The following is a 21,196-nucleotide window of genomic DNA, read 5'->3' as shown; positions in this document are numbered from 1 at the left end:
TGCCAGATTATCACCGCTCACCATAAGGGGGAACAAATGATGATTTTTCCTCAGGAATTACTTTTCTGTTTCTGACGTTATTTGTAAGCATGATTTATATATATTTCCGAGGGCTACTTTTTTACAGGTGAAAAATGAAGATGAAATTACCATTAATTATATTCTGAATTTTATGGACGGACAGAGTCTGTGTGTTTTAAAGCCTTACAGATACCGACTGCAAAAGTTAAATGACACTTTTATGACAATCGTGGCAGGTTTCTGAACGTGCAGAGTAACGTAATAATAAATTAATATGAAACATAAGTCGTCTGATGATTTTAAGCCTTAATAACAGGGTTATGATTAATTTCAAAGGCTTCAATGCCTGTAAAATTGATGGTTTATTGTGATATTTTGAAAGTGCTGATTAATTTTTCTGTAGATTTTATACGTGATAAATATTCATTGAAGTTAAAAAAATAGATGCCGATAGATCTGTATCGCCGCCCCCTTTTAAGGAAGTATAATGAAAATCTCTACACGCCTCGGTTCCGGATTTGGCACGTTAATCATCTTTTTCTCCATATGTATCGTTGTCGCTATTCACTCTTTATATCAGGCTAAAAGCACGCTTGAGTCAGTTGTTCAGGGTGATATGAAAAAAACAAAATTAATCAATGAACTTACCCTGGCGCAGCGCGATATGGCGATAACCGTCAGGAATTTATCACTCTTTTCAGATCAGGCTCTTATCCAGGAGCAGTCAGCTCGCCTGGTTAAGCTGAAGGCTAAGTTTGCAGCCAGCAGGGATCAACTGAATACGATGATCAGCCAGTCTGGCGATACGGAAGAATATAAAGCCTTTGCGAAGATCAGTGACAGCGAGAAAAACGCCCTGGACGCCTTCAGTAACACCGTTCCGCTGGCGCTGGCTAAAAACAGTGATATCACCGTTAAGTATCTGTTGGAAAAAGTCAGACCCGCTCAGGTTCCACTGCTTGAAGGCCTTACCCGGATGACTGAAATCCTGGCGAAGCAGTCGGATGACTCAGTTAATCAAAACGCGAGAAATACCGAAAGAGCCTACATCATTTTGGTGACGCTTTTAGTTGCGGCTATTTTGTTCGGCACGGGCACCAGCATCTATCTTATTCGTAAACTCATGAGCGAGCTTGGCGATGAACCGAGCACAGCGCGAAAGCTTGCTTATGCGATCACGAATGGGGATCTGACCACTCCTGTTAACTTGAAGAAAAATGACACTCTCAGTCTCATGGCCTCTTTAAACAGCATGCAGGTTCGGTTACGGGATATCGTTTCAGAGATTAAATCAGGATCTTCTTCAGTCGCCCTTTCTGCGAATGAGATTTCTGAAGGAAACAATGAGCTTGCATCCCGTACTGAACAGCAGGCCGCCGCATTGCAGGAAACGGCTGCGAGTATGGAACAGCTCACCGCTACGGTACAAAATAACAGCAGAACTGCCAGGGACACAGCTAACTCAGCGAGAGATACCGCCTCGATTGCAAAACGAGGCGAAACGGACGTCAAACGGATGTCAGATACGATGAGTGATATTTCAAAAAGCGCGTCTAAAGTCAGAGATATCACCGCCGTCATCGAAAGCATCGCATTCCAGACTAATATTCTTGCCCTGAACGCAGCCGTTGAAGCGGCACGAGCGGGAGAGACGGGAAGGGGCTTCGCTGTCGTCGCGTCTGAAGTCAGAACGCTTGCACAACGTAGTGCGACTGCCGCAAAAGATATTAAAGCGTTAATAGAGCAGGCTGTCGGACAGGTTGAATGCGGCGTCACTGTTGCCAGTGATACGGGTTTGAGTATTCTCAAAGTCGTGCATTTAGTGGATGAACTGGCTGAATCCATGGATGCTATTGCGCTGTCGTCGGCTGAACAGATGCAGGGGATTTCTCAGGTGAGTATTGCAGTCAGTCAGATGGATGGGGTGACGCAAAATAACTCTGCTCTGGTAGAAGAATCATCAAGTGCTTCTCAGTCACTCTCTGAGCAAGCGCAGTCTCTCAGGCTGATTGTAGAGACCTTTAAAGTATAAATTGTCCCGGCACTGACATGCGCGTTGGTTAAATTCCAAAGCAAGAGGCCGGTACTGCCTGTCAGCAGTACCAGCCTTATTCCCCGCATCAGGCGGTTAAACGCTTACCTGAAAGGCGGCTCATTAAAGGTACGCAACTTACGCGAATGCAGCTTATCGCCCTCGGCGCGCAGCAACTCAACCGCGTGAATACCAATCTGCAGATGCTCCGAAATCGCCCCTTCATAGAAACGGTTCGCCTGACCGGGCAGCTTAATCTCACCGTGCAACGGCTTGTCTGAAACGCACAGCAGCGTGCCGTATGGCACCCGGAAACGATAACCCTGTGCGGCAATAGTGGCGCTTTCCATATCGACCGCCACCGCACGGCTCAGGTTAAAGCGCAGTGCCGAAGCGGAGTAGCGCAGTTCCCAGTTGCGATCGTCCGTGGTCACCACGGTGCCGGTACGCAACCGCTGCTTCACCTCTTCGCCTGGCATGCCGCTCACCGATTTGGTGGCGTCATACAGCGCGCGCTGCACTTCGGCAATGCTGGGTACCGGGATATCAGGCGGCAGCACGCTGTCCAGAACGTGATCGTCGCGCAGATAGGCATGGGCCAGCACATAATCACCGATCCGCTGGCTCTCGCGCAGACCGCCACAGTGACCAATCATCAGCCACGCATGTGGACGCATCACCGCCAGATGATCGCAGATGGTTTTGGCATTCGACGGGCCAACACCAATATTAATCAGCGTAATACCGCGACGATTTGGGGAGGTGAGATGCCAGGCAGGCATCTGGTGCTTCTTCCACGCCAGATCCGAGAGCATCGACTCACTGTCAGCGGTGTCGGCGGTCAGCACCACATCGCCCGCGCAGGCCAGGCTGTCGTAAGGGGTACTGGGATCGCGCACCTGCTCGATCGCCCAGCGCACAAACTCATCAACATAACGGGTGTAGTTGGTGAACAGCACAAACGGCTGGAAGTGCTCTACGCTGGTGCCGGTGTAGTGGCGCAGGCGGGCCAGCGAGAAGTCGGTTCGCAGCGCGTCGAAGTGCGACAGAGGGGATTTTGCATCGGCATGGAACAGGCCGTCGGCGGTCTCATCACCAATCTGTGACAGCTCGGTGGTTGGGAAGTGGCGCGCAATACCGGCGCTCATGGTGCGATCCAGTGACAGGTCGGAACCGTCGATCACGTAAGGGTAGGGGATCTCCTGGCTGGAGGGCCCCACGTCGATCTCCAGCTGATACTCCTTCTCCAGCATCTGAAGCTGTTCCGAAATATAGTGGCGCAGCAATGCCGGGCGGGTGATGGTGGTGCTGTAACTGCCGGTGTGGGTGAAACGTCCCCAGGCACGCGTGCGGTTCTGTTGCGGACCGTCGCCGCGCCAGGTGATGCGCAGCTCCGGGTAAACAAATAGTCCCTGCGCCCGTGCGGTGGCATCGGGCAGCGTGCCGTTTTCGGTAAAGGCTTTAATCGCCTCGCGCAGCGCATCAACGGCGCCATCGTACAGGCGTTCGAGTTCATCCAGCGCCTGCTGGCTGGTCAGGTTTTTCCGTAGTGTCGGCATGGTTTCTCCTTCCATTTTTTTCCGCAATTTGCCCCAAGCTTAGCGGGTTTGTTGCGGAGATTGTTGAAGAATCTGTGATCGCCGTTTTTTTGCGCCAGCGAAGCGGGAATTCTGAGCAGTGCTGTTTTAAGTGAAGATCTGCTGCACTGAAAAACAGTAAGAAAATCTTTACTATCAGAAGGGGCGGTTCGCCACGTTTGAATGCGTTACCGATGAGGAGATGGCGGAAAAACCGCCAGCAGCAAAGCATGGCCAACCGATCATAACGTCAGGGAAATAATCAGGTTTGCTACAGCGGGCGGGGCAGTGAGGCAGATTGTGCCGTGGCGGCATTAAAAAGTTTGTAACCATGATTAATTTGCACCGGAAAGACTTTGCATATTTCCCTGCCCACTATCATCATTAGAACTCCTGTCCAGTCTCTTCTGATTTGGTAATCCTTTGCAAAATCCCGGCGTAGCAGTGATGCAGGCGATCAAGCGCACGGCGTGGTACCCGAAACGCCGTTCGTATCGCACGCTCTACTGGCGTGAGATATCGCCATTAGCAGTGCCTATCTTTTTCGAGAACGCCTGTGTGCTATTGATGGGCGTACTGAGCACCTTCCTGGTCAGCTGGCTGGGTAAAGAGGCAATGGCGGGCGTCGGCCTGGCCGACAGCTTCAACATGGTGATCATCTCGTTCTTTGCTGCCATCGATCTCGGTACCACGGTGGTGGTGGCGTTCAGCCTGGCAAAACGCAACGGCAAGCGCGCCCGCGCCGCCACGCGTCAGTCGCTGGCCATGATGACGATACTCGCCTTTGTGCTGGTGATCGCCATTGAGTTCTGGGGTCATCTGATCGTCGATGCGATTGCCGGTGCCGCCGATCCAAAAGTCAAAGCGCTGGCGCTGAGCTATCTGCAGACTTCCGCCTGGAGCTATCCGGCCGCCGCCATCACCCTGATTGGCAGCGGGGCGCTGCGCGGTGCAGGTAACACCAAGATTCCGATGCTGATTAACGGCGGCATGAACATCCTCAACATCATCATCAGTAGCGTGCTGATTTATGGCTGCTTCTCGTGGGACGGTTTAGGGTTTATCGGTGCCGGGCTCGGATTGACCATCACCCGCTATATCGGGGCGATCGCGGTGATTTACGTGCTGATGATCGGCTTTAACGCATCACTGAAAATCACGCTGTCGAGCTATTTCCGGCGCTGGAACAGCAGCATTCTGATGGAAGTTTTAGGTATAGGCGTGCCTGCCAGTATCGAGTCGGTGCTGTTCAACGGCGGTAAACTGCTGACACAGGTGTTTGTTGCCGGAATGGGCACCAGCGAGATTGCCGGGAATTTTATCGCTTTTTCTATCGCCTCACTGATCAACCTGCCAGGCAATGCGCTGGGTTCGGCTTCGACCATTATCACCGGTACCCGTCTGGGCAGGAATCAGGTGTTCCAGGCGGAACGCCAGGTGCGGCACGTCTTCTGGCTGGCGACGGTCTGCCTGACCGCGATGGCCCTGCTGACGGTGCCGCTGGCCGGATTACTGGCGCGGTTTTATACCAGCGATCCGGAAGTGATTAACGTGACGAAGCAGCTGATCTGGCTTAACGCGCTGTTTATGCCGTTATGGGCCGCTTCCTGGGTACTGCCTGCCGGACTCAAGGGCGCACGCGATGCACGTTACACCATGTATGTGTCGATGTTCAGCATGTGGGGCGCCCGCGTGGTGGTCGGCTACCTGCTCGGGATTGAACTGGGGATGGGCGTGACCGGCGTCTGGCTGGGGATGTTCCTCGACTGGACGGTGCGTGGCATCTTCTTCTGGTGGCGACTTAACAGTGGCAAGTGGCTCAACCGCTATCGAAAAATGATCGCGAAAACCGGTTAGCGCGTTGTTAACGCCTTTCCCCCGCCGTGGGGAAAGGCGTCATACCTCTTTCAGCACCATTAAAAATAACATCTCCGTCACATCTCCAGACTTTCGAACCGAATTTCAGACAGTTGCACAAAGCCAGTCTTCTCAGACAGGGTTAGCGTAATGCCTGCTGCGCAATGATGCAGACACTACTTATCAAGGTGACCCTATGATCCGTCTGAAAACGGCGCTGGCACTCCTGCCGCTGCTGTGTAGCGCCCCGTTATGGGCGACAACCTTTGTCTATGTGTCCAATGCCGAATCCGGCACCGTTTCCCGCTATCAGCTCAGCGAGGCGAATGGCAGCCTGCAATGGCGTGGCGATACGCCTGCCGGTAAAAAGATTATGCCGCTGGCGGCCAGCCCGGATGGTAAACGGCTCTATGGTGCGCTGCGGAGTCCGCCTTACTCGATCATCAGCTGGCGCGTCTCGGGTCCGCACGGTGACTTGCAGAAACTGGCGGTGACGCCGGTTGCAGCCAGCTTTCCGTGGATCACCACCGACAGAAGTGGGCGCTATCTGCTGGCTGCCTCCTATGACAGCGATATCGTCACCAGCAACCGGATTGATGACAAAGGAGTTGTGACACCACAGGTCACTGGCGAGGTGAAAACCGGGCCGCATGCCCACTCGGTGATCACCGACGTCAGCAATCATTCACTTTACGTCGGCAACCTTGGCGCGGATCGCGTGCTGCAATATGCCTTTGCCGATAACGGCGCGATAACGCCGCTGGGAACCGGTTTTGTTCAGGGCGAGAAGAACAGCGGCGCACGACATTCGGTGATTTCGCCCGACAATCGTTTTCTCTATAACCTCGCGGAGATGAGCGGCACCATTACGCAGTTCCGTCGCGCGGCGGATGGGTCACTGACGGAGCTGAAAACGTGGCCGAATGCGGTGGCGAAGAAATATAACCTGCAGCATGGCGAGCAGCGCCCGGCGGGCTACAGCGATCCCACGCCGCGCATCTGGGCAGCAGACATCAAAATCACGCCTGACGGACAATTTATCTACGTGACCGAGCGCACCTCCGGCACCGTCAGCGGCTACCGGGTTGATAAACAGTCGGGTGAACTAACGCTGATCGGCAGCTGGCCGGTTGAAAAACAGCCCCGCAGTATTGCGATTGATGCGCAGGGTAAATGGCTGATCGTCAGCGGGGAGAAGAGCGCGGTGATTGGCAGTTACGCTATCGATCCCGCCAGCGGCGAACTCAAACGGGTTGCTGAAGCCCCGGCTGGTAAAGGCGCGAACTGGGTGACGCTGATAACGCAGTAACCGTTGTGAGCAGCCGGTGTATGGCACTGGCTAAACAGATGGGGGACTGCTTATGCCATTTACGGCATAAGCAGCGCAGAAATTTTTGGTTCTGATCGGGGGCATAAGCGGGTTTACTCAGGGCATCAACTGATGCGGAGAGCCTGAGATGAAACAGAAACTGATAGCCTGGTTTGAACAGCTGCTGAGCGGCCCTGTGGCGAGTGAACGTGTGCATGATATTAACGTAGAACTGCTGCTGCCGCTGAGCCAGCTGTATGGACTGGAATATTATCCGGCAGTGCATCGCTACCATGAAAAATAATGGTTGTTGTATGTTGTCTGGTTAAAGGCCCGCTACGTTGCGGGCCTTTTTGCATCTGTATTGCGCTGGTCATTTCAGCCAGCAGGCTTCACCACGAAAAACAGCAACATCATTATTTTTTATCCCACTTAATATCCCATCGCCGTTATATGAATAATTAATCCGTCGCGCATGTATATTCTTCAGTGTTCGCCTTAACATCCATTCTCTTAACACTCATAAATGACCTCCGCATATAGAAAGTGGCTAAGTAGTTGCTAATTTAGCTTAAAAAAATTTTTATCACCGCTAATTTCCCTTTTTCTGAAACCACATCATTATTTTAAGTCAATAAGTAATTTCCGATTGTTAAGGTGGTAATCTGCACGCCTGTGCTTACGCAAAACTTACAATAAGCGTTGTTAATCCTTCGATGAAAATGCCTGAAACAGGGAAGTGGCTGGTTTTCGGAGCCAGTTTGTTTATCAGCAATGTCATGGCTGCACCGGTCACGCCTGGCGATCTTGACGTTATTCAAAACCAGCAGCAGCAGCGGTTGCAGCAGGATCAGCAGCAGCGTGACGCATTAACACAGGCGCATCAGGTTGAGCTGCAAAAAACCGAGTCGGCGCCAGCCAGCGGCCCCTGTTTTGAAATCAACCAGATTTCACTGCAACAGGCGAGCTTAATCACGCCTGATACACAGAAGAGACTTGTCGCTCCCTATATCAATCAGTGCCTGAGTCTGGACCGTATTAATCAGCTGGTACGCGCCATTTCAGAGTGGTATGTCCAGCGCGGCTATATCACCAGCCGGGCCTTCCTGACAGAACAGAACCTTTCCCACGGGGCGTTAAATATCACCGTACTGGAAGGAAAGCTTGAGGCGATTCATTTGCAGGGTGCCAGTGCACGTCAGCTGAACATGGCGTTCCCGACCCGTGCAGGACGTATTTTAAATTTACGTGACATTGAACAGGGTATGGAGCAGATAAACCGGCTTCGTACTACGCCGGTTCAGATTGAAATCATCCCATCGACTCAGCCGGGCTATTCCATTGTTAACCTGACCAGCACACCCGAGTTTCCTCTGACGCTGGGGCTGAATATGGACAATAGCGGCCAGCGAAGCACCGGCGTCGGTCAGCTTTCCGGCTCGCTGGTGGGTAATGACCTGCTGGGTGTTGCCGATCGCTGGTTTGTCAGCGGTGGCCGCAGCAGCGCTTTCAGCGACTGGCGCGATGCGCAAAATTTCCAGGCGGGCGTCAGCGTGCCTTATGGCTATGGGCTGCTGGATTACAGCTATAGCTGGAGCAACTATCACAGCCGCTTTAACGCCAATAGTTTCGACTGGTATAGCTTCGGCGACAACATCTCTAACCGCCTCAGCGGATCGTGGGTGCTGTTCCGCAACGGGCAAATCAAAACCGGTGTTCAGCTTGGGCTGAACCATTACGTCAGCCATAACTGGCTGAATGAGACCCTGCTTCAAAGCAGTAGCCGCAAACTGACCAGTCTGCAGATCGGTTTTAACCATACGCAAAAAATTGCGGGTGGGGTGGCCACCCTGAACCCGATGCTGAGCCGCGGGATGCCGTGGTTTGATGCGGAAAGCGACAAGGGTAAAAGCGACGATTTTCCTAAAGCTGAATTCCGCAAATGGAGCGTCAGCAGCAGCTATCAGCGGCCTGTCACTCAGAAAATGTGGTGGCTCAGCAGCTTTTACGCTCAGTGGTCGCCGGATCGCCTCTATGGCAGCGAACGCCTGACGATTGGTGGCGATAACTCGGTTCGCGGCTACAAGGAGCAATATCTGTCCGGCGATGTTGGCGGGTATCTGCGTAACGAACTGAATTACTCGCTGTTTACCCTGCCTGCAATCGGCGAGGTCAGCACCACCCTGGCGCTGGACGGCGGGTGGCTCCAGAGCGACAAACAGGATCGCTACGCAGCAGGCACGCTGTGGGGCAGTTCGCTGGGACTTGGCACCCGTAACGCGCATGTCTCCACTCAGCTGTCGCTGGGTATCCCTGTCAGCTACCCCAATTATCTTGCGCCCGATCGCCTCAGCGTTTACGCGCGTGTTGGACTCGTTTTTTAAAAAAAGGCCCCGATTATGGATGATCAATTAAAGCTTTCACTGCCGCGTCGTCTGCTGAGCTATCTCATCTGCTCGCTGATCGCGTTTCAGCCACTGCTGCCCGCCTTTTCTGCGGCGATAGCGCCCGTCACACCAGGGACCAAAGTCGATGCTGCCGGGAATGGTGTTCCGGTCATTAATATCGCGACGCCGAATGCGGCGGGCCTGTCGCATAACCAGTATCAGAATTACAACGTGGGTCAGGAAGGGCTGATCCTGAACAACGCAACCGGCCGGTTGACGCAGACCCAGCTGGGTGGACTTGTCCAGAACAACCCGAATCTCAAAGCCGGGCAGGAAGCCCGGGCCATTATCAATGAGGTGGTGGGTGCTAACCGTTCACAGTTGCAGGGCTATACCGAAGTAGCGGGCAAAGCGGCCAACGTGATGGTCGCTAACCCTTATGGCATTACCTGTAACGGCTGCGGCTTTATCAATACGCCCAACGTTACGCTGACCACCGGTAAGCCGCAGCTTGATGCGCAGGGCAATCTGCAATCGCTGGAGGTGACGAAAGGCGCAATCAGCATTGAGGGTAAAGGACTGGATGGCAGCCAGGCTGATGCTGTCTCAATCATCGCGCGCGCAACCGAAATCAACGCGGGCATCCATGCCAAAGATCTTAATGTGACGCTGGGCGCAAACCGGGTCGGTGCTGATGGCAGCGTGACACCCATCGCGGGCGAAGGTGCTGCGCCATCGGTTGCTGTAGATACCGGCGCGCTGGGCGGTATGTACGCAAACCGCATCCATCTGGTCTCCAGCGAAAACGGCGTTGGCGTCAATCTCGGCAATCTTAATGCCCGTCAGGGCGATATGGTGCTGGATGCGCAGGGTCGGTTAAGCATCAACAACAGCCTGACCAGCGGCACCCTGACTGCAAAAGGCAGCAGCATCGCCCTGCAGGGCGAACATAAAGCCGGGGGCAACGTCGCGCTGACAGCGCAGCAGGATATTGCCTTAAACGCGGCCTCGCTGGGCAGCGACGCCTCGCTGGACCTCAACAGTCAGGGCAGTATCACGCTCAAAGGCAGCAGCGTTAAAGCAGGCCAGAATGTGCGTCTCAGCGGTGCTAACCTGAGTGTTGATAACAGCAGCAGCGGTAGTGCGGTAGACACGCTGCAGCTCTCTGCCACCTCTCAGCTGGACAATGCCGGTCAGCTCGCCGCCGCAAAAACACTCGATATTCAGGCCGCGCAGATCACTAACAGTGGCAGCCTGGCCAGTAATGGTGACGTGCAGGTTCGCACTAATACTCTGCAACAGAACGGTAAGCTGCTGGCTCAGGGTAAAAATACTTTGGCTGTTAGCGGACAGCTGACTAACCGCGATGAAATCAGTGGCAGCAGCCTGAACATTCAAAGCGGCACTCTTGATAACAGCGGCAAACTGATCAGTACGGGTGATGCCACGATCACGGCTAATCGTCTGAATCAGGACGGGATCTTCTCCGCACAGGGCAACACACTATTCAGTGTTGCGGACACCTTCAGCAACAGCGGCAATCTGGTCAGTCAGCGTCTGCAAATCGATGCCCCGACCCTGAATAACAGTGGCGAGATGGTGAGTCATGGCGATGCCGTGATTAACAGCGATACGCTGCAACAAAACGGCTCCATCACTGCACGCGGTGACGCGCAACTGACCGCTCGTGGCAGGCTGGAAAATCAGGGGGCCATCAGCAGTCAGAATGCACTCATCCTGAACAGTGCACAACTGCGTAACATGGGCTCGTTAACCGCACCCAATCTGACGCTGACCACCGGGCAAATCAGTAACGGCGGCCTGCTTCAGGGCTCTAACCAGCTCTCTTTACATGCCGGACAGCTGGATAACCTGGCTGCGGGGACGATCAGTTCCGACAACGATTTTGCGCTCGATTTGCCACAGCTTAATAACAGCGGATTGATCACCAGCGGCAAAACACTGGTTGTAAGTGGCGACCAGCTGAACAATAGCGGGGAAATCAACGCTGCCAGCCTCAGCGCCCGGTACGGGCATCTGGATAATCAGCTGGGTGGCAAACTGCTGGCCAGTGATCCACTCCAGCTGCACGGCGATGTACTGACTAATCAGGGCATCATCGCCGCCGCAACGCTGAATAGCGATGTCAGCCAGGTCAATAACAGCGGAACGCTCCAGGGTGACAAGGCACTATCGTTGCAGGGCAGCAGGTTAACCAACAGCGGCACGCTGCTCAGCGCAGGCCAGCTGAATATGCAACAGCAGACGCTGGATAACAGCGGACTGATGCAGGGCAAACAGCTGACACTGAATGCTGACCGCTGGCAGAACAGCGGCAATGCCCTCAGTGAAGCCGACGCCGACCTGCAAAGCGACATGCTGGTCAATAGCGGCAAGATTCTGGGACAACAGGGCATCGCGCTAAAAGCGAATCACACTGACAACAGCGGCTGGCTGATTGCTCAGGCGCTGACGCTGCGTGGCGACCTGATTAACAGTGGCCTGATTCAGGGTAATCAGCAGATTACCCTGGCAGGCGACCAGCTGGATAATCAGCAGGGCGGACAGTTGCTGAGTGACGGCACCCTGAATGGCAACATCACTTCACTGAATAACCACGGCGCAATGCAGGCCGATCAGATAGCGTTAAACGCGAAGGCGTTGCAAAACAGTGGCACTGTTCGCGCCGGAAAGGCACTGACAGCCCAGGTCGGGGGTGTGCTGGATAACAGCGGAAGTCTGATCAGCCAGCAGCAGATGAATTTACAGGCTGGAGAGATCGATAACAAAGGCACACTGGCGGCGGATAACCTCAGCCTCGGTGCGCCAGTGCTCAGTAACGCCGGTCTGCTGCAGGGCAACAGCACCTTAACGCTGGATCATCAGCAACTCCACAACCTCCATGGCGGCCAGTTAATCGCCGGAGGACCGCTGACGCTGACGTTAGCGCAACTGGATAACGACGGGCTGCTGCAGGTTAACGGTAAGCTTTCAGTCAACGGCAACCGTCTCAACAACAGCGGACGCCTGCTGAGCGATGACCTCGATCTTCAGATTGCCGATACGCTGAATAACAGCAGCACGGGACAGATCGTGACCGGCCAGCAGGCCGACTTGCATGCCCAAACGCTCAGTAACAGCGGCCAGATTGCGGCACAGCAACTCAGCGCCAGCGGTAATACGCTGGAAAACAGCGGGCTGCTTCAGGGCGACACGCTGCTGGATCTCGGATTTGCTCAGACCCTCAACCACAACAATGGGCAACTGCTGAGCGGCGATCGACTGATCGTCAAGGGCGGTAACGCGATCAATGATGGCAGCTGGCAGGGCCAGCAACTCGACGTCACGCTGGATTCTCTCGACAATCGCGGCAGCATCAATGGCATCAGCGCCTTGCGCGGTAATATCGCCAGCGATCTGATCAACAGCGGCACGCTGGTCAGCCAGGGCAATAGCGACCTGAATGCCACCACGCTGCGCAACAGCGGCAAAATAATGGCGGACCGCCTGGGGTTGCAGGGCACCAGCCTGAACAACGACAGTCTGTTACAGGGCAACACGGCGCTGACTGCTCAGGCCGATAACATCACGCAATCTGCCGGTGGCAAAACGCTGAGCGGCGGAACACTGACGCTGACCGCAGGTCAGCTCAACACCCAGGGAACGCTGCAGGGCGAGCAGGCAACGGTTAACGCTGATAACTGGCTGCATCAGGGATCGCTGCTGGGAAGCAAAGATCTGAACGCCAGCATCAGCAATGAACTGTATAACACCGGCTCGTTGATGAGTCAGAACACCGCACAGGTTACGGCGAACACGCTGAACAACAGCGGCTCACTGCTCAGCGAAGGGGCGATGGTGCTGAACGGTGTCGCGCTGAATAACAGCGGATCGGTGCAGGGCAAAACCCTGACCATTTCACCCGCCAGCGTCATTAATCAGGGCAGCCTGATTGGTCTGCAGGCATTGACGTTTGCCGCTGCGCCACAGGTGGCCGGGCGAATGCTGCTCAGAGCGCTGGCCGCGCCATCACGTCAGCTGATCAATAACCAGGGAGGATCGCTGCTGACGCAGGGCACGCTGAACATTAACGGCGGGGACGTTGTTAACAGCGGCAGCTGGCAGGGACAGCAGATCCTGCTGAATGCCCGGAAACTGACCAATAATGGCGCGATCCAGAGTGCGGATGCGCTGCAACTGATTCTGGCGGATCGCCTTGATACGGGCGCTGGCAGTAAGATCTCAGCGAATGGCACAGCGGCACTGCAGGCACTGACGCTGACCAATCAGGGTGAATGGATTGCCAGAAACCTGACGCTACGGGGCGACACGTTAAACAATAACGGCGCAGTGACCGGTGTCGACGCGCTGACGGTTGGCCTTAACGGTGCACTGACTCAGCAGCAGGATAAAACGCTGCTCAGCGCAGGCAGGCTGACGCTTCAGTCCTCCTCGCTTAATAATGCCGGACGCGTGCAGGGCGGCGATCTGCAGATCACCAGTGGTGCGGTTGATAACAACGGGCGCTTACAGGGTGACAACAGCCTGCTGGTCAATGCCGGTGGACGCATCACCAACGGCGGCAATGGCGCCATGATCACGCAAAACGCCCTGACGCTGACCGGGCCTGAACTGTTCAACTATGGCCTGATTCAGGGCAATGGCAACGGTGTCGCGACAATAACCGGTTTAACGCAAAACGATGGCCGGTGGCTCTCGGGTGGCGCGCAGACATTGAATACGCCGCAGCTGAATAACAACGGCTGGTTACAGGCGTCGCAGCTGATTCTCAATGCCACCAATGCCAGCAATAACGGTACGCTGCTGGCCGACGGTCAGGGCACGCTGACCGGCAATGGCTTCAGCAACCAGGGCACAGTCCAGGGCGGCAACCTTGAGGTCAATTATCAGCAGGTAAACAACAGCGGCACGCTGCTGGGTAACAACCGGCTGAGCGTAATGGCCGCTCAGGTCAATCAGCAAAGCAGTGGTCGTCTGTTCAGTGGCGGCAGTTTGCTGGTTCACAGCAATGGCTTTGACCAGACCGGTCAGGTGGTGGCGCTGGGTAATGCCACGCTGGAGATCGCGAATGGTTTTACCGGTCGCGATGTGCTGGCTGCGGGCGGGCGACTCTCCGTCAGCAGTAATGGCGCGATAGATAACCAGGGCACGATGCAGGGCGGCGCGCTGACGCTGAGTGCAGGCGGCGATCTCACTAATAATGGTCAGCTCACCACGGGAACCGGTGACAGTGCGTTAAGCGGCAATCGTATCGCCATGAACGGGAATGGCAGTCTGCAGGGCGGCGGTAACATCAACTTAGCCAGCCGCAGCGATATTGTCCTGGACGGCTTTACCGGTACCCGCGGCAACCTGGTGCTCAGTGCACCTGGCAGCATCGTTAACAATGCGCTGCTCTATGCGGCAGGCAATCTCTCTCTTTTTGCCAACAGCATCCGCAACCAGCGTGCCGATATGCTGGCAGGCGGCAGTATGTGGCTTCAGGGCGACGCGGCGGGGAACGCCAACGGCGAGGTAGTTAATAACTCCGGCACCATCGAAACGCAGAACGGCGATATCACGATTAATACGGGACATTTGCTGAATACAAGGGATGGTTTGAGTACGAGCTCCTCAACTGTTGCAAATTCCGGACTTCCGTCAGGCGCTGATAATGGTTCGTTTGATATGAGATTATCCGAGCTTTCAGTAGATGCTGGCGAGCTCGGCTATTTACTTAAAGATGCCGGCGGCGGCAACGCTGAGGGGGCAGGCAGTGCTGACCGGTATACCTTAGTTCCTACTGAAAAAGCGCGTGTTAAACGCTACCTGGTAAGCCAGACAACTACAACCGCCGTTGCTTCGGGAGGGGCTGCGAGAATTGCTGCGGGTCGCAATTTGTTCATAAGGGCATTGCAATTGGATAATCAGGCGAGCAATTTGCTGGCTGGTAATGATGCTAATTTGTCCGGAGGAGTGCTTAATAATGCCTCCTGGCAAAGTGGGGTTTCCAGCAAATATTTAAGCTTTGCATTGGCCCCGAAAACTTCCCTTGCTCCGCCAAGTGAGCTGATTGTCAGGAAGAAACCCAACCAGGAATATTTAAATCAAACAAATCTGGAATTTTACGCACCAAAAAATTCTACAGGAGCCACGACAAACACAAGTGACGATACCGTAAAATATATTCTCTCCAGTGGCCCCGAGTACGAGACTGCCTATACCGGAAATGGATTACGCGCCGTTATCCAGGCCGGAGGCAACGTCTCAGCTAACTTCAGCGGCGATATCAGCAACACTAACACCACAGCGAATACCGGCTGGAGCGGTAACACCCTTTCGGCCCCCGCTATACGCGGCCTAACAGCAGCAGGCACCGCAGGCGCGCAGTCTCATCAGCAACTGGCTGCTGCCGACAAAGCCGCAATCAATACCCCGCAATGGCGCGATCAGCTCCAGAATGCCTTGCAGCAGGTCAATGGTGCAGGTGCGCTGGAGACCGCTTCACAGGGCAGCGCACCGCTGACGCAATATGCAACTGCGGGTAAACACAACGCAGCGCTGGGTGAAGCCATTAACCTGACGAATGCTGCTCAGGATCCTGCGTCGCTGCATAACTATAAGGTCGCTGAGGTTGATATCAGCGCCTATCCATTACCTTCTGGTGAAAATGGCTACTTTGTTGCGTCGAACACCAATAGCCGCTATCTGATTACCGTTAACCCCAAACTTAATGGCCTGGGTCAGCTGGATCAGAGCCTGTTCGGCGAGCTGAACGCAAAACTGGGCAAACAGCCTGCCACCACGCCTTTACAGGAAACGCGGCCTCAATACACAGACGAGAACGCCTTCCTCGGCTCCTCATACATGCTGAGCCGCCTGAACCTGAAGCCAGATTATGATTATCGTTTTCTCGGTGATGCGGCGTTTGATACCCGCTACGTCAGCAATGCGGTACTGAATCAGACCGGTAATCGCTACATCAATGGCCTGGGATCCGATCTCGCCCAGATGCGCTATCTGATGGACAACGCTGCGGCGGCGCAAAAGTCGCTGGGACTGGAGTTTGGTGTCTCACTCTCTGCCGGGCAACTCGCCTCTTTAGATAAGAGTATGGTCTGGTGGGAAGCCACCACCATCAACGGTGAAACGGTGATGGTGCCGAAGCTCTATCTGTCGACAAAAGATGTGGAGATGCGCGATGGCAGCGTAATTGCTGGTAACAACGTGACGCTGAAAGGCGGGAACATCACCAATACCGGTAGTAGCGTGATGGCCAAAAACGATCTGACTATCGACAGTCAGAACACGCTCAGTAACCTCAACGCCGGTCTGCTCCATGCAGGTGGCGATCTGCAGCTTAGCGCACTGAATGATATCAACAACGTCAGCGCGACTATCAGCGGTAAAAAGGTGGCACTGGAGAGTGTTAACGGTGACATCAACAACCTGACCACATCACAGCTCTGGCATCTGGATGCAGACAACGGTAAGGGTGCGAAGAAATCCTATACCGAAACTCTGAGCGGGCCAACGGCGAGCATCACGTCACTGGATTCTCTGAGCCTTAAGGCGGGCAACGATATTATCGTCACCGGCGCTAACCTCAAAGCGGGTGGCGATCTGCTGCTGAACGCCTGGAATGATATTGCTATCACCGGGAACCAGAACGTCACTGGCAGCGCGCAATCCGGCTTCGGAAACCGCTGGCAAAAAGTTGACCCAACCAGCACCACCTCCGTCACCACGGTCGGCAGCCAGATCGCCGCAGGCGGCAATATGGCGATGCAGGCGGGTCACGATCTGACTGTTACCGCCAGCAACATCAGCGCCGGTAAAAACGCGGCGCTGGCAGCCGGTAACGATCTTAATCTCAACAGCGCGACGACCAGCCAGAATGATGTGAAGGGCAAACGTGAAACCCATTCAACCGGGCTGGATCGCACGACGCTGACCAGCGGAGGCGATTTAGCACTTCAGGCCGGACGCGATCTCAATAGCCAGGCGGCAGGCATCGCCGCAGACAAAGACGTCACCTTGCAGGCGGGACGTGACGTCAATCTGCTGGCAGCTGAAACCGGTTCTGGCAATAGCTACAAATCCGGTAAGAAGGTTGAGATTAATGAGTCGGTACGCCAGCAGGGCACTGAAATTGCCAGTGGTGGGAGTACGACGGTTAAAGCGGGTCAGGATGTTAACAGTGAAGCGGCTCAGGTTACGGCCAGCGGTAATATCGCAGTGGGTGCCGGACGCGACATCAACCTGACCACCGCCACTGAAAGCGATTATGCCTACAAAGAAGAGACCAAAACCAAAAAAGGATTTTTGAGTAAAAAGACCACGCATACCATCAGCGAAGACAGTGACACCCGTGAAAATGGCACCTTACTGAGCGGCGACAATGTCACGCTTAATGCGGGCAACAATTTACTTGTCCAGGGTTCTCAGGTCGTGGGCGATGGCACGGTAGCGCTCAGGGCCGGTAACAACGTGGATATCGTTGCTGCGACCAACACGGACTCAACCTGGCGTTTCTCGGAAACTAAGAAAAGCGGCCTGATGGGAACCGGTGGCATCGGCATCACGGTAGGCAGCAGTAAATCGGTCCATGACTTACGTGACAAGGGCACCACCCAGAGCCAGAGTGCCAGCACGGTGGGCAGTACGGGCGGTAATGTCAGCATTGTTGCGGGCGGACAGGCTCATGTCAGCGGCTCAGATCTGGTGGCGGGGCGCGATCTCGCCATTACCGGCGACAGCGTGATCATCGATCCGGGTCATGATAAACGGACTCATGATGAACTGTTTGAGCAGAAAAAAAGCGGGCTGACGCTGGCGCTCTCCGGGGCGGTGGGTGAAGCCATTAATAACGCGGTTGCCGCGGCGCAGACATCGAAAAAGGAGAGTGACGGTCGCCTTGCTGCCCTGCAGGCTACCAAAGCCGCGCTTTCAGGCGTGCAGGCCGTGCTGGGCGGGCAACTGGCGGAAGCGAGCGCCGATCCCAACAACGGCCTGGGCGTCAGCCTTTCCCTGACCACACAGAAATCAAAATCGCAGCAGCATCAGGCGTCCGACAGCGTCGCCGGATCCACGCTCAATGCCGGTAAGAACCTCTCCATTACCTCTGCCGGTAAGGGCCGTGGCGAGCACAGCGGCGACATTCTTATCGCCGGCAGCCAGCTGAAAGCCGCAGGTGACAGCAGCCTCAATGCTGCCAGGGACATTGTGCTGAGCGGAGCGGCCAACACTCAGGAAAGCAGCGGTAAAAACAGCAGCGGCGGCGGTGGCGTGGGCATCAGTTTTGGTGCCGGACAGGGCAGCGCGGGTATCAGCATTTTTGCCAGCGTTAACGGCGCCAAAGGTAAGGAGAGCGGCAACGGTACTCGCTGGTCTGAAACCACCCTGGACAGCGGCGGCAGGGTAAGCCTGAACAGTGGAAGAGATACCACGCTCAACGGCGCGCAGGTCAGCGGGAATCAGGTAACGGCCGATGTGGGCCGGGATCTGACCATCACCAGCCAGCAGGACAGCGACCGTTACGATTCAAAACAGACCAGCTACGGCGCGGGCGGCAGCTTTACCTTTGGCTCAATGTCGGTGTCCGGCTATGCCAGCGTCAATCAGGACAAAATGCACAGCAACTTTGACAGCGTGCAGGAGCAGAGCGGTATCTATGCCGGTAACGGCGGCTTTGACATCACCGTCGGCAATCATACCCAGCTGAACGGTGCAGTGATTGCCAGCCAGGGCGATGCGGCAGACAACCGTCTGGATACCGGTACGCTCGGCTTCACCGATATCGGCAATGCGGCGGACTACAGGGTCAGCCACAGCGGCGGCAGCATCGCGCTGTCCAGCGGTGGCGGCATGGGTGCGCAGATGCTGTCCAGCGTGGCGTCCAATGCCGCCAGCACGCTGCTGTCGGGCCTGAACAACAACGGCCATGCCGAAGGCACCACGCAGTCGGCGGTGGCAAACGGCACCGTGATCATTCGCGACCGGGTCAACCAGAAGCAGGATGTGGCAGACCTCAGCCGTGACACAGAACATGCCAATGACAGCATCAGTGCGATCTTTGACAAAGAGAAAGAGCAGAAGCGGCTTCAGACTGCTCAGTTAGCCGGTGAAATCAGCGGCCAGATGACAAATATCGTCACGACCATGGGCGATATCAAAGGGCTTGAAAAGGCGCGGAGTGCGAAGAACGCCGAGACGCTGCCCGCCGGAGCAACGGAAAAAAAGCGGGGAGAGTGGCTGGAGAAAATGCGTGATTCGCCAGAGTATCAGGCGGAAATGAAGCAGTGGGGTATTGGCAGTACATCTCAGAAGGTCGCACAGACGGTCGGCAGTATTCTGACGGGGCTGGTGACCGGCAATGCAGGTCAGGCGGTCGCAGGTGGCCTTAATCCGTGGGCAGCTCAGCTGATTAAGAAGGAAACGACCGACGCTTCCGGCAACGTTGATGTGGCAACCAATGCCATGGCCCATGCGGTGTGGGGTGCGGTATCATCGCAGATGTCCGGGGGAAGTGCGGCAGCGGGTGCGGCAGGTGCCTTCAGCGGCGAGCTTGCCACCCGCTACATCGCAGAGAAGTACTGGGGTGCAGATACCCCGGAGAAGATAGCGGCGCTGGGGCAGGAAGACCGCGAGCAGCTGAGCCTGCTCGGCACGCTGGCGGCAGGACTGGCGGGCGGCATGGTGGGCAACAGCAGTGCTGCGGCGACGAGCGGCGCGATTGCGGGTAAAAATGCGGTTGAGAACAACTCTCTCGCTGATATAGCTCAGGCGCAGGCTGAAGGCAAAACGGTTGAGCAGAAGGCTGGTGAGTACGTTGAGGCCGAAAACGAACGCTATAGGAAGGCCAACTGCGGCGGGATGAGCGCCGAAACCTGCTCGGTGAAAATGTACGAAGAGCGGCGTGAGGCGCTGAAAGAAACAGCGTTACTGGGCGCTGACTTTGTGCCGGTTGTAGGCGACATCAAGAGTTTTGCCGAGGCGCGGAGTGCGCTGGATTATCTTGCGGCTGCAATCGGTATTATACCCGGCGCAGGTGATGTGGCAGGAAAGGTCATCAAGGCCGCAGAAACGGCGCTGAAGAAAGGGGATGTGGCTGAAGCATCGAAGCTGATTAATAAGGCCAGTGATCAAATTCAGGCAGTTAAGCCGCTAGATGTTGGTTCATTTAAAGAACTCAAAGATCGTGCCGTGGTTGGTGATGGACTGGAGCACGATCATATCCCATCATTTGCTGCTATTCGTCAGGCAAAAGAAAATGAGTTGGGAAGAAAGTTAACTCCAACTGAAGAAAAAAGCCTATACAATAATGCAACAGCTATTGAAGTACCTAAAGATGTACATCAGGCAGGCCGTACTTATGGTGGTAAAAATACGCCATCCCAAATAAAAGAAGATGCCATAGATCTTTGTGGTGCAGAATGTCGAGATACAGATTTACATAGAAAAAATATGCTGGACCGAGGATATGATCCTAAACTTGTTGATGACGCTATAATAGAAATCAAAAAAAGAAATTCTCAAACAGGAGTAACAAAATAATGTTGATGTGGGATGGGTTTATTAAGTTATTAGGCTGCAAAAAATTCGATGATGATTTTATTAATATTTCAAGTGATTTTAATGAGTTGCCTAAGATTGAGGAGAGTGTTTTAGGTGACAGGAGCTACTATTCATTTTTACAGTCTGGTGTTTTATTTTTGTTAGAAGATAAAATTATCGATCAAATTACATTTTACGCAACAAAGGATGAGGGATTTTCTGAGTATGAAGGGGATTTACCATTATCAATTGATAGTTCGGAGCATAAGGCTGTTCAAATGCTAGGCCACCCCTTAGATTCTGGTGGTGGAAAAATGGATGCACTTATGGGTTATATTGATCGTTGGATAAGGTATGAAAAAGAGGGATATAAGCTACATCTACAATTTAATCAGAATGATAGATTATCCAGAGTTACTCTTATGAGGTCGGTATAAATTCCTATCTAATCCGTTAC

At 54.5% G+C, this 21,196-nt stretch carries 8 protein-coding genes; 7 read left to right on the top strand and 1 reads right to left on the bottom strand.

Annotated elements, in window-relative coordinates; all coding sequences use genetic code 11:
* The first annotated feature begins 508 nt into the window (after positions 1–508).
* Entirely contained in the window at positions 509–2,053 is a 1,545-nt protein-coding gene (locus PAG01S_RS05135) for a methyl-accepting chemotaxis protein (protein WP_033769371.1), read from the top strand.
* Positions 2,054–2,157: 104 nt separating this feature from the next.
* Here PAG01S_RS05135 and PAG01S_RS05130 read toward each other — a convergent pair whose 3' ends face one another.
* Complete coding sequence (locus PAG01S_RS05130; protein ID WP_010670874.1) at positions 2,158–3,612, bottom strand: AMP nucleosidase; 1,455 nt, start codon at positions 3,610–3,612, stop codon at positions 2,158–2,160.
* Between the two features lie 465 nt (positions 3,613–4,077).
* On the opposite strand from PAG01S_RS05130, the gene PAG01S_RS05125 reads away from it, so the two are divergent.
* From PAG01S_RS05125 to PAG01S_RS05105, 6 genes are all read left to right on the top strand, one after another.
* The gene (locus PAG01S_RS05125; protein WP_010670873.1) at positions 4,078–5,487 is read left to right on the top strand and encodes an EmmdR/YeeO family multidrug/toxin efflux MATE transporter; all 1,410 of its coding nucleotides are present in this window, start codon (positions 4,078–4,080) and stop codon (positions 5,485–5,487) included.
* Positions 5,488–5,683: 196 nt separating this feature from the next.
* Complete coding sequence (locus PAG01S_RS05120) at positions 5,684–6,796, top strand: lactonase family protein (protein ID WP_062757887.1); 1,113 nt, start codon at positions 5,684–5,686, stop codon at positions 6,794–6,796.
* 148 nt (positions 6,797–6,944) lie between these two features.
* Complete coding sequence (locus tag PAG01S_RS22405; protein WP_010670871.1) at positions 6,945–7,100, top strand: hypothetical protein; 156 nt, start codon at positions 6,945–6,947, stop codon at positions 7,098–7,100.
* Between the two features lie 412 nt (positions 7,101–7,512).
* Entirely contained in the window at positions 7,513–9,180 is a 1,668-nt protein-coding gene (locus tag PAG01S_RS05115; protein WP_062757885.1) for a ShlB/FhaC/HecB family hemolysin secretion/activation protein, read from the top strand.
* 15 nt (positions 9,181–9,195) lie between these two features.
* Positions 9,196–20,739, top strand: coding sequence for a hemagglutinin repeat-containing protein (locus PAG01S_RS05110; protein ID WP_062757883.1), 11,544 nt, complete (start codon positions 9,196–9,198; stop codon positions 20,737–20,739).
* The gene (locus tag PAG01S_RS05105; protein WP_062757881.1) at positions 20,739–21,176 is read left to right on the top strand and encodes a DUF6392 family protein; all 438 of its coding nucleotides are present in this window, start codon (positions 20,739–20,741) and stop codon (positions 21,174–21,176) included. The genes PAG01S_RS05110 and PAG01S_RS05105 overlap by 1 nt, the downstream gene beginning before the upstream one ends.
* Positions 21,177–21,196: the final 20 nt, after the last annotated feature.

It is taken from the genome of Pantoea agglomerans NBRC 102470 (assembly GCF_001598475.1).
GTDB lineage: Bacteria > Pseudomonadota > Gammaproteobacteria > Enterobacterales > Enterobacteriaceae > Pantoea > Pantoea agglomerans.
The sequence above is the reverse complement of the archived record's forward strand: the minus strand, read 5'-3'. Positions and strand labels throughout refer to the sequence as shown.

Coding starts and splice junctions, on each gene's coding strand:
- PAG01S_RS05130 (WP_010670874.1), bottom strand. CDS start 3,612: ATGCCGACACTACGGAAAAACCTGACCAGCCAGCAGGCGCTGGATGAA.
- PAG01S_RS05115 (WP_062757885.1), top strand. CDS start 7,513: ATGAAAATGCCTGAAACAGGGAAGTGGCTGGTTTTCGGAGCCAGTTTG.
- PAG01S_RS05125 (WP_010670873.1), top strand. CDS start 4,078: ATGCAGGCGATCAAGCGCACGGCGTGGTACCCGAAACGCCGTTCGTAT.
- PAG01S_RS22405 (WP_010670871.1), top strand. CDS start 6,945: ATGAAACAGAAACTGATAGCCTGGTTTGAACAGCTGCTGAGCGGCCCT.
- PAG01S_RS05105 (WP_062757881.1), top strand. CDS start 20,739: ATGTTGATGTGGGATGGGTTTATTAAGTTATTAGGCTGCAAAAAATTC.
- PAG01S_RS05110 (WP_062757883.1), top strand. CDS start 9,196: ATGGATGATCAATTAAAGCTTTCACTGCCGCGTCGTCTGCTGAGCTAT.
- PAG01S_RS05135 (WP_033769371.1), top strand. CDS start 509: ATGAAAATCTCTACACGCCTCGGTTCCGGATTTGGCACGTTAATCATC.
- PAG01S_RS05120 (WP_062757887.1), top strand. CDS start 5,684: ATGATCCGTCTGAAAACGGCGCTGGCACTCCTGCCGCTGCTGTGTAGC.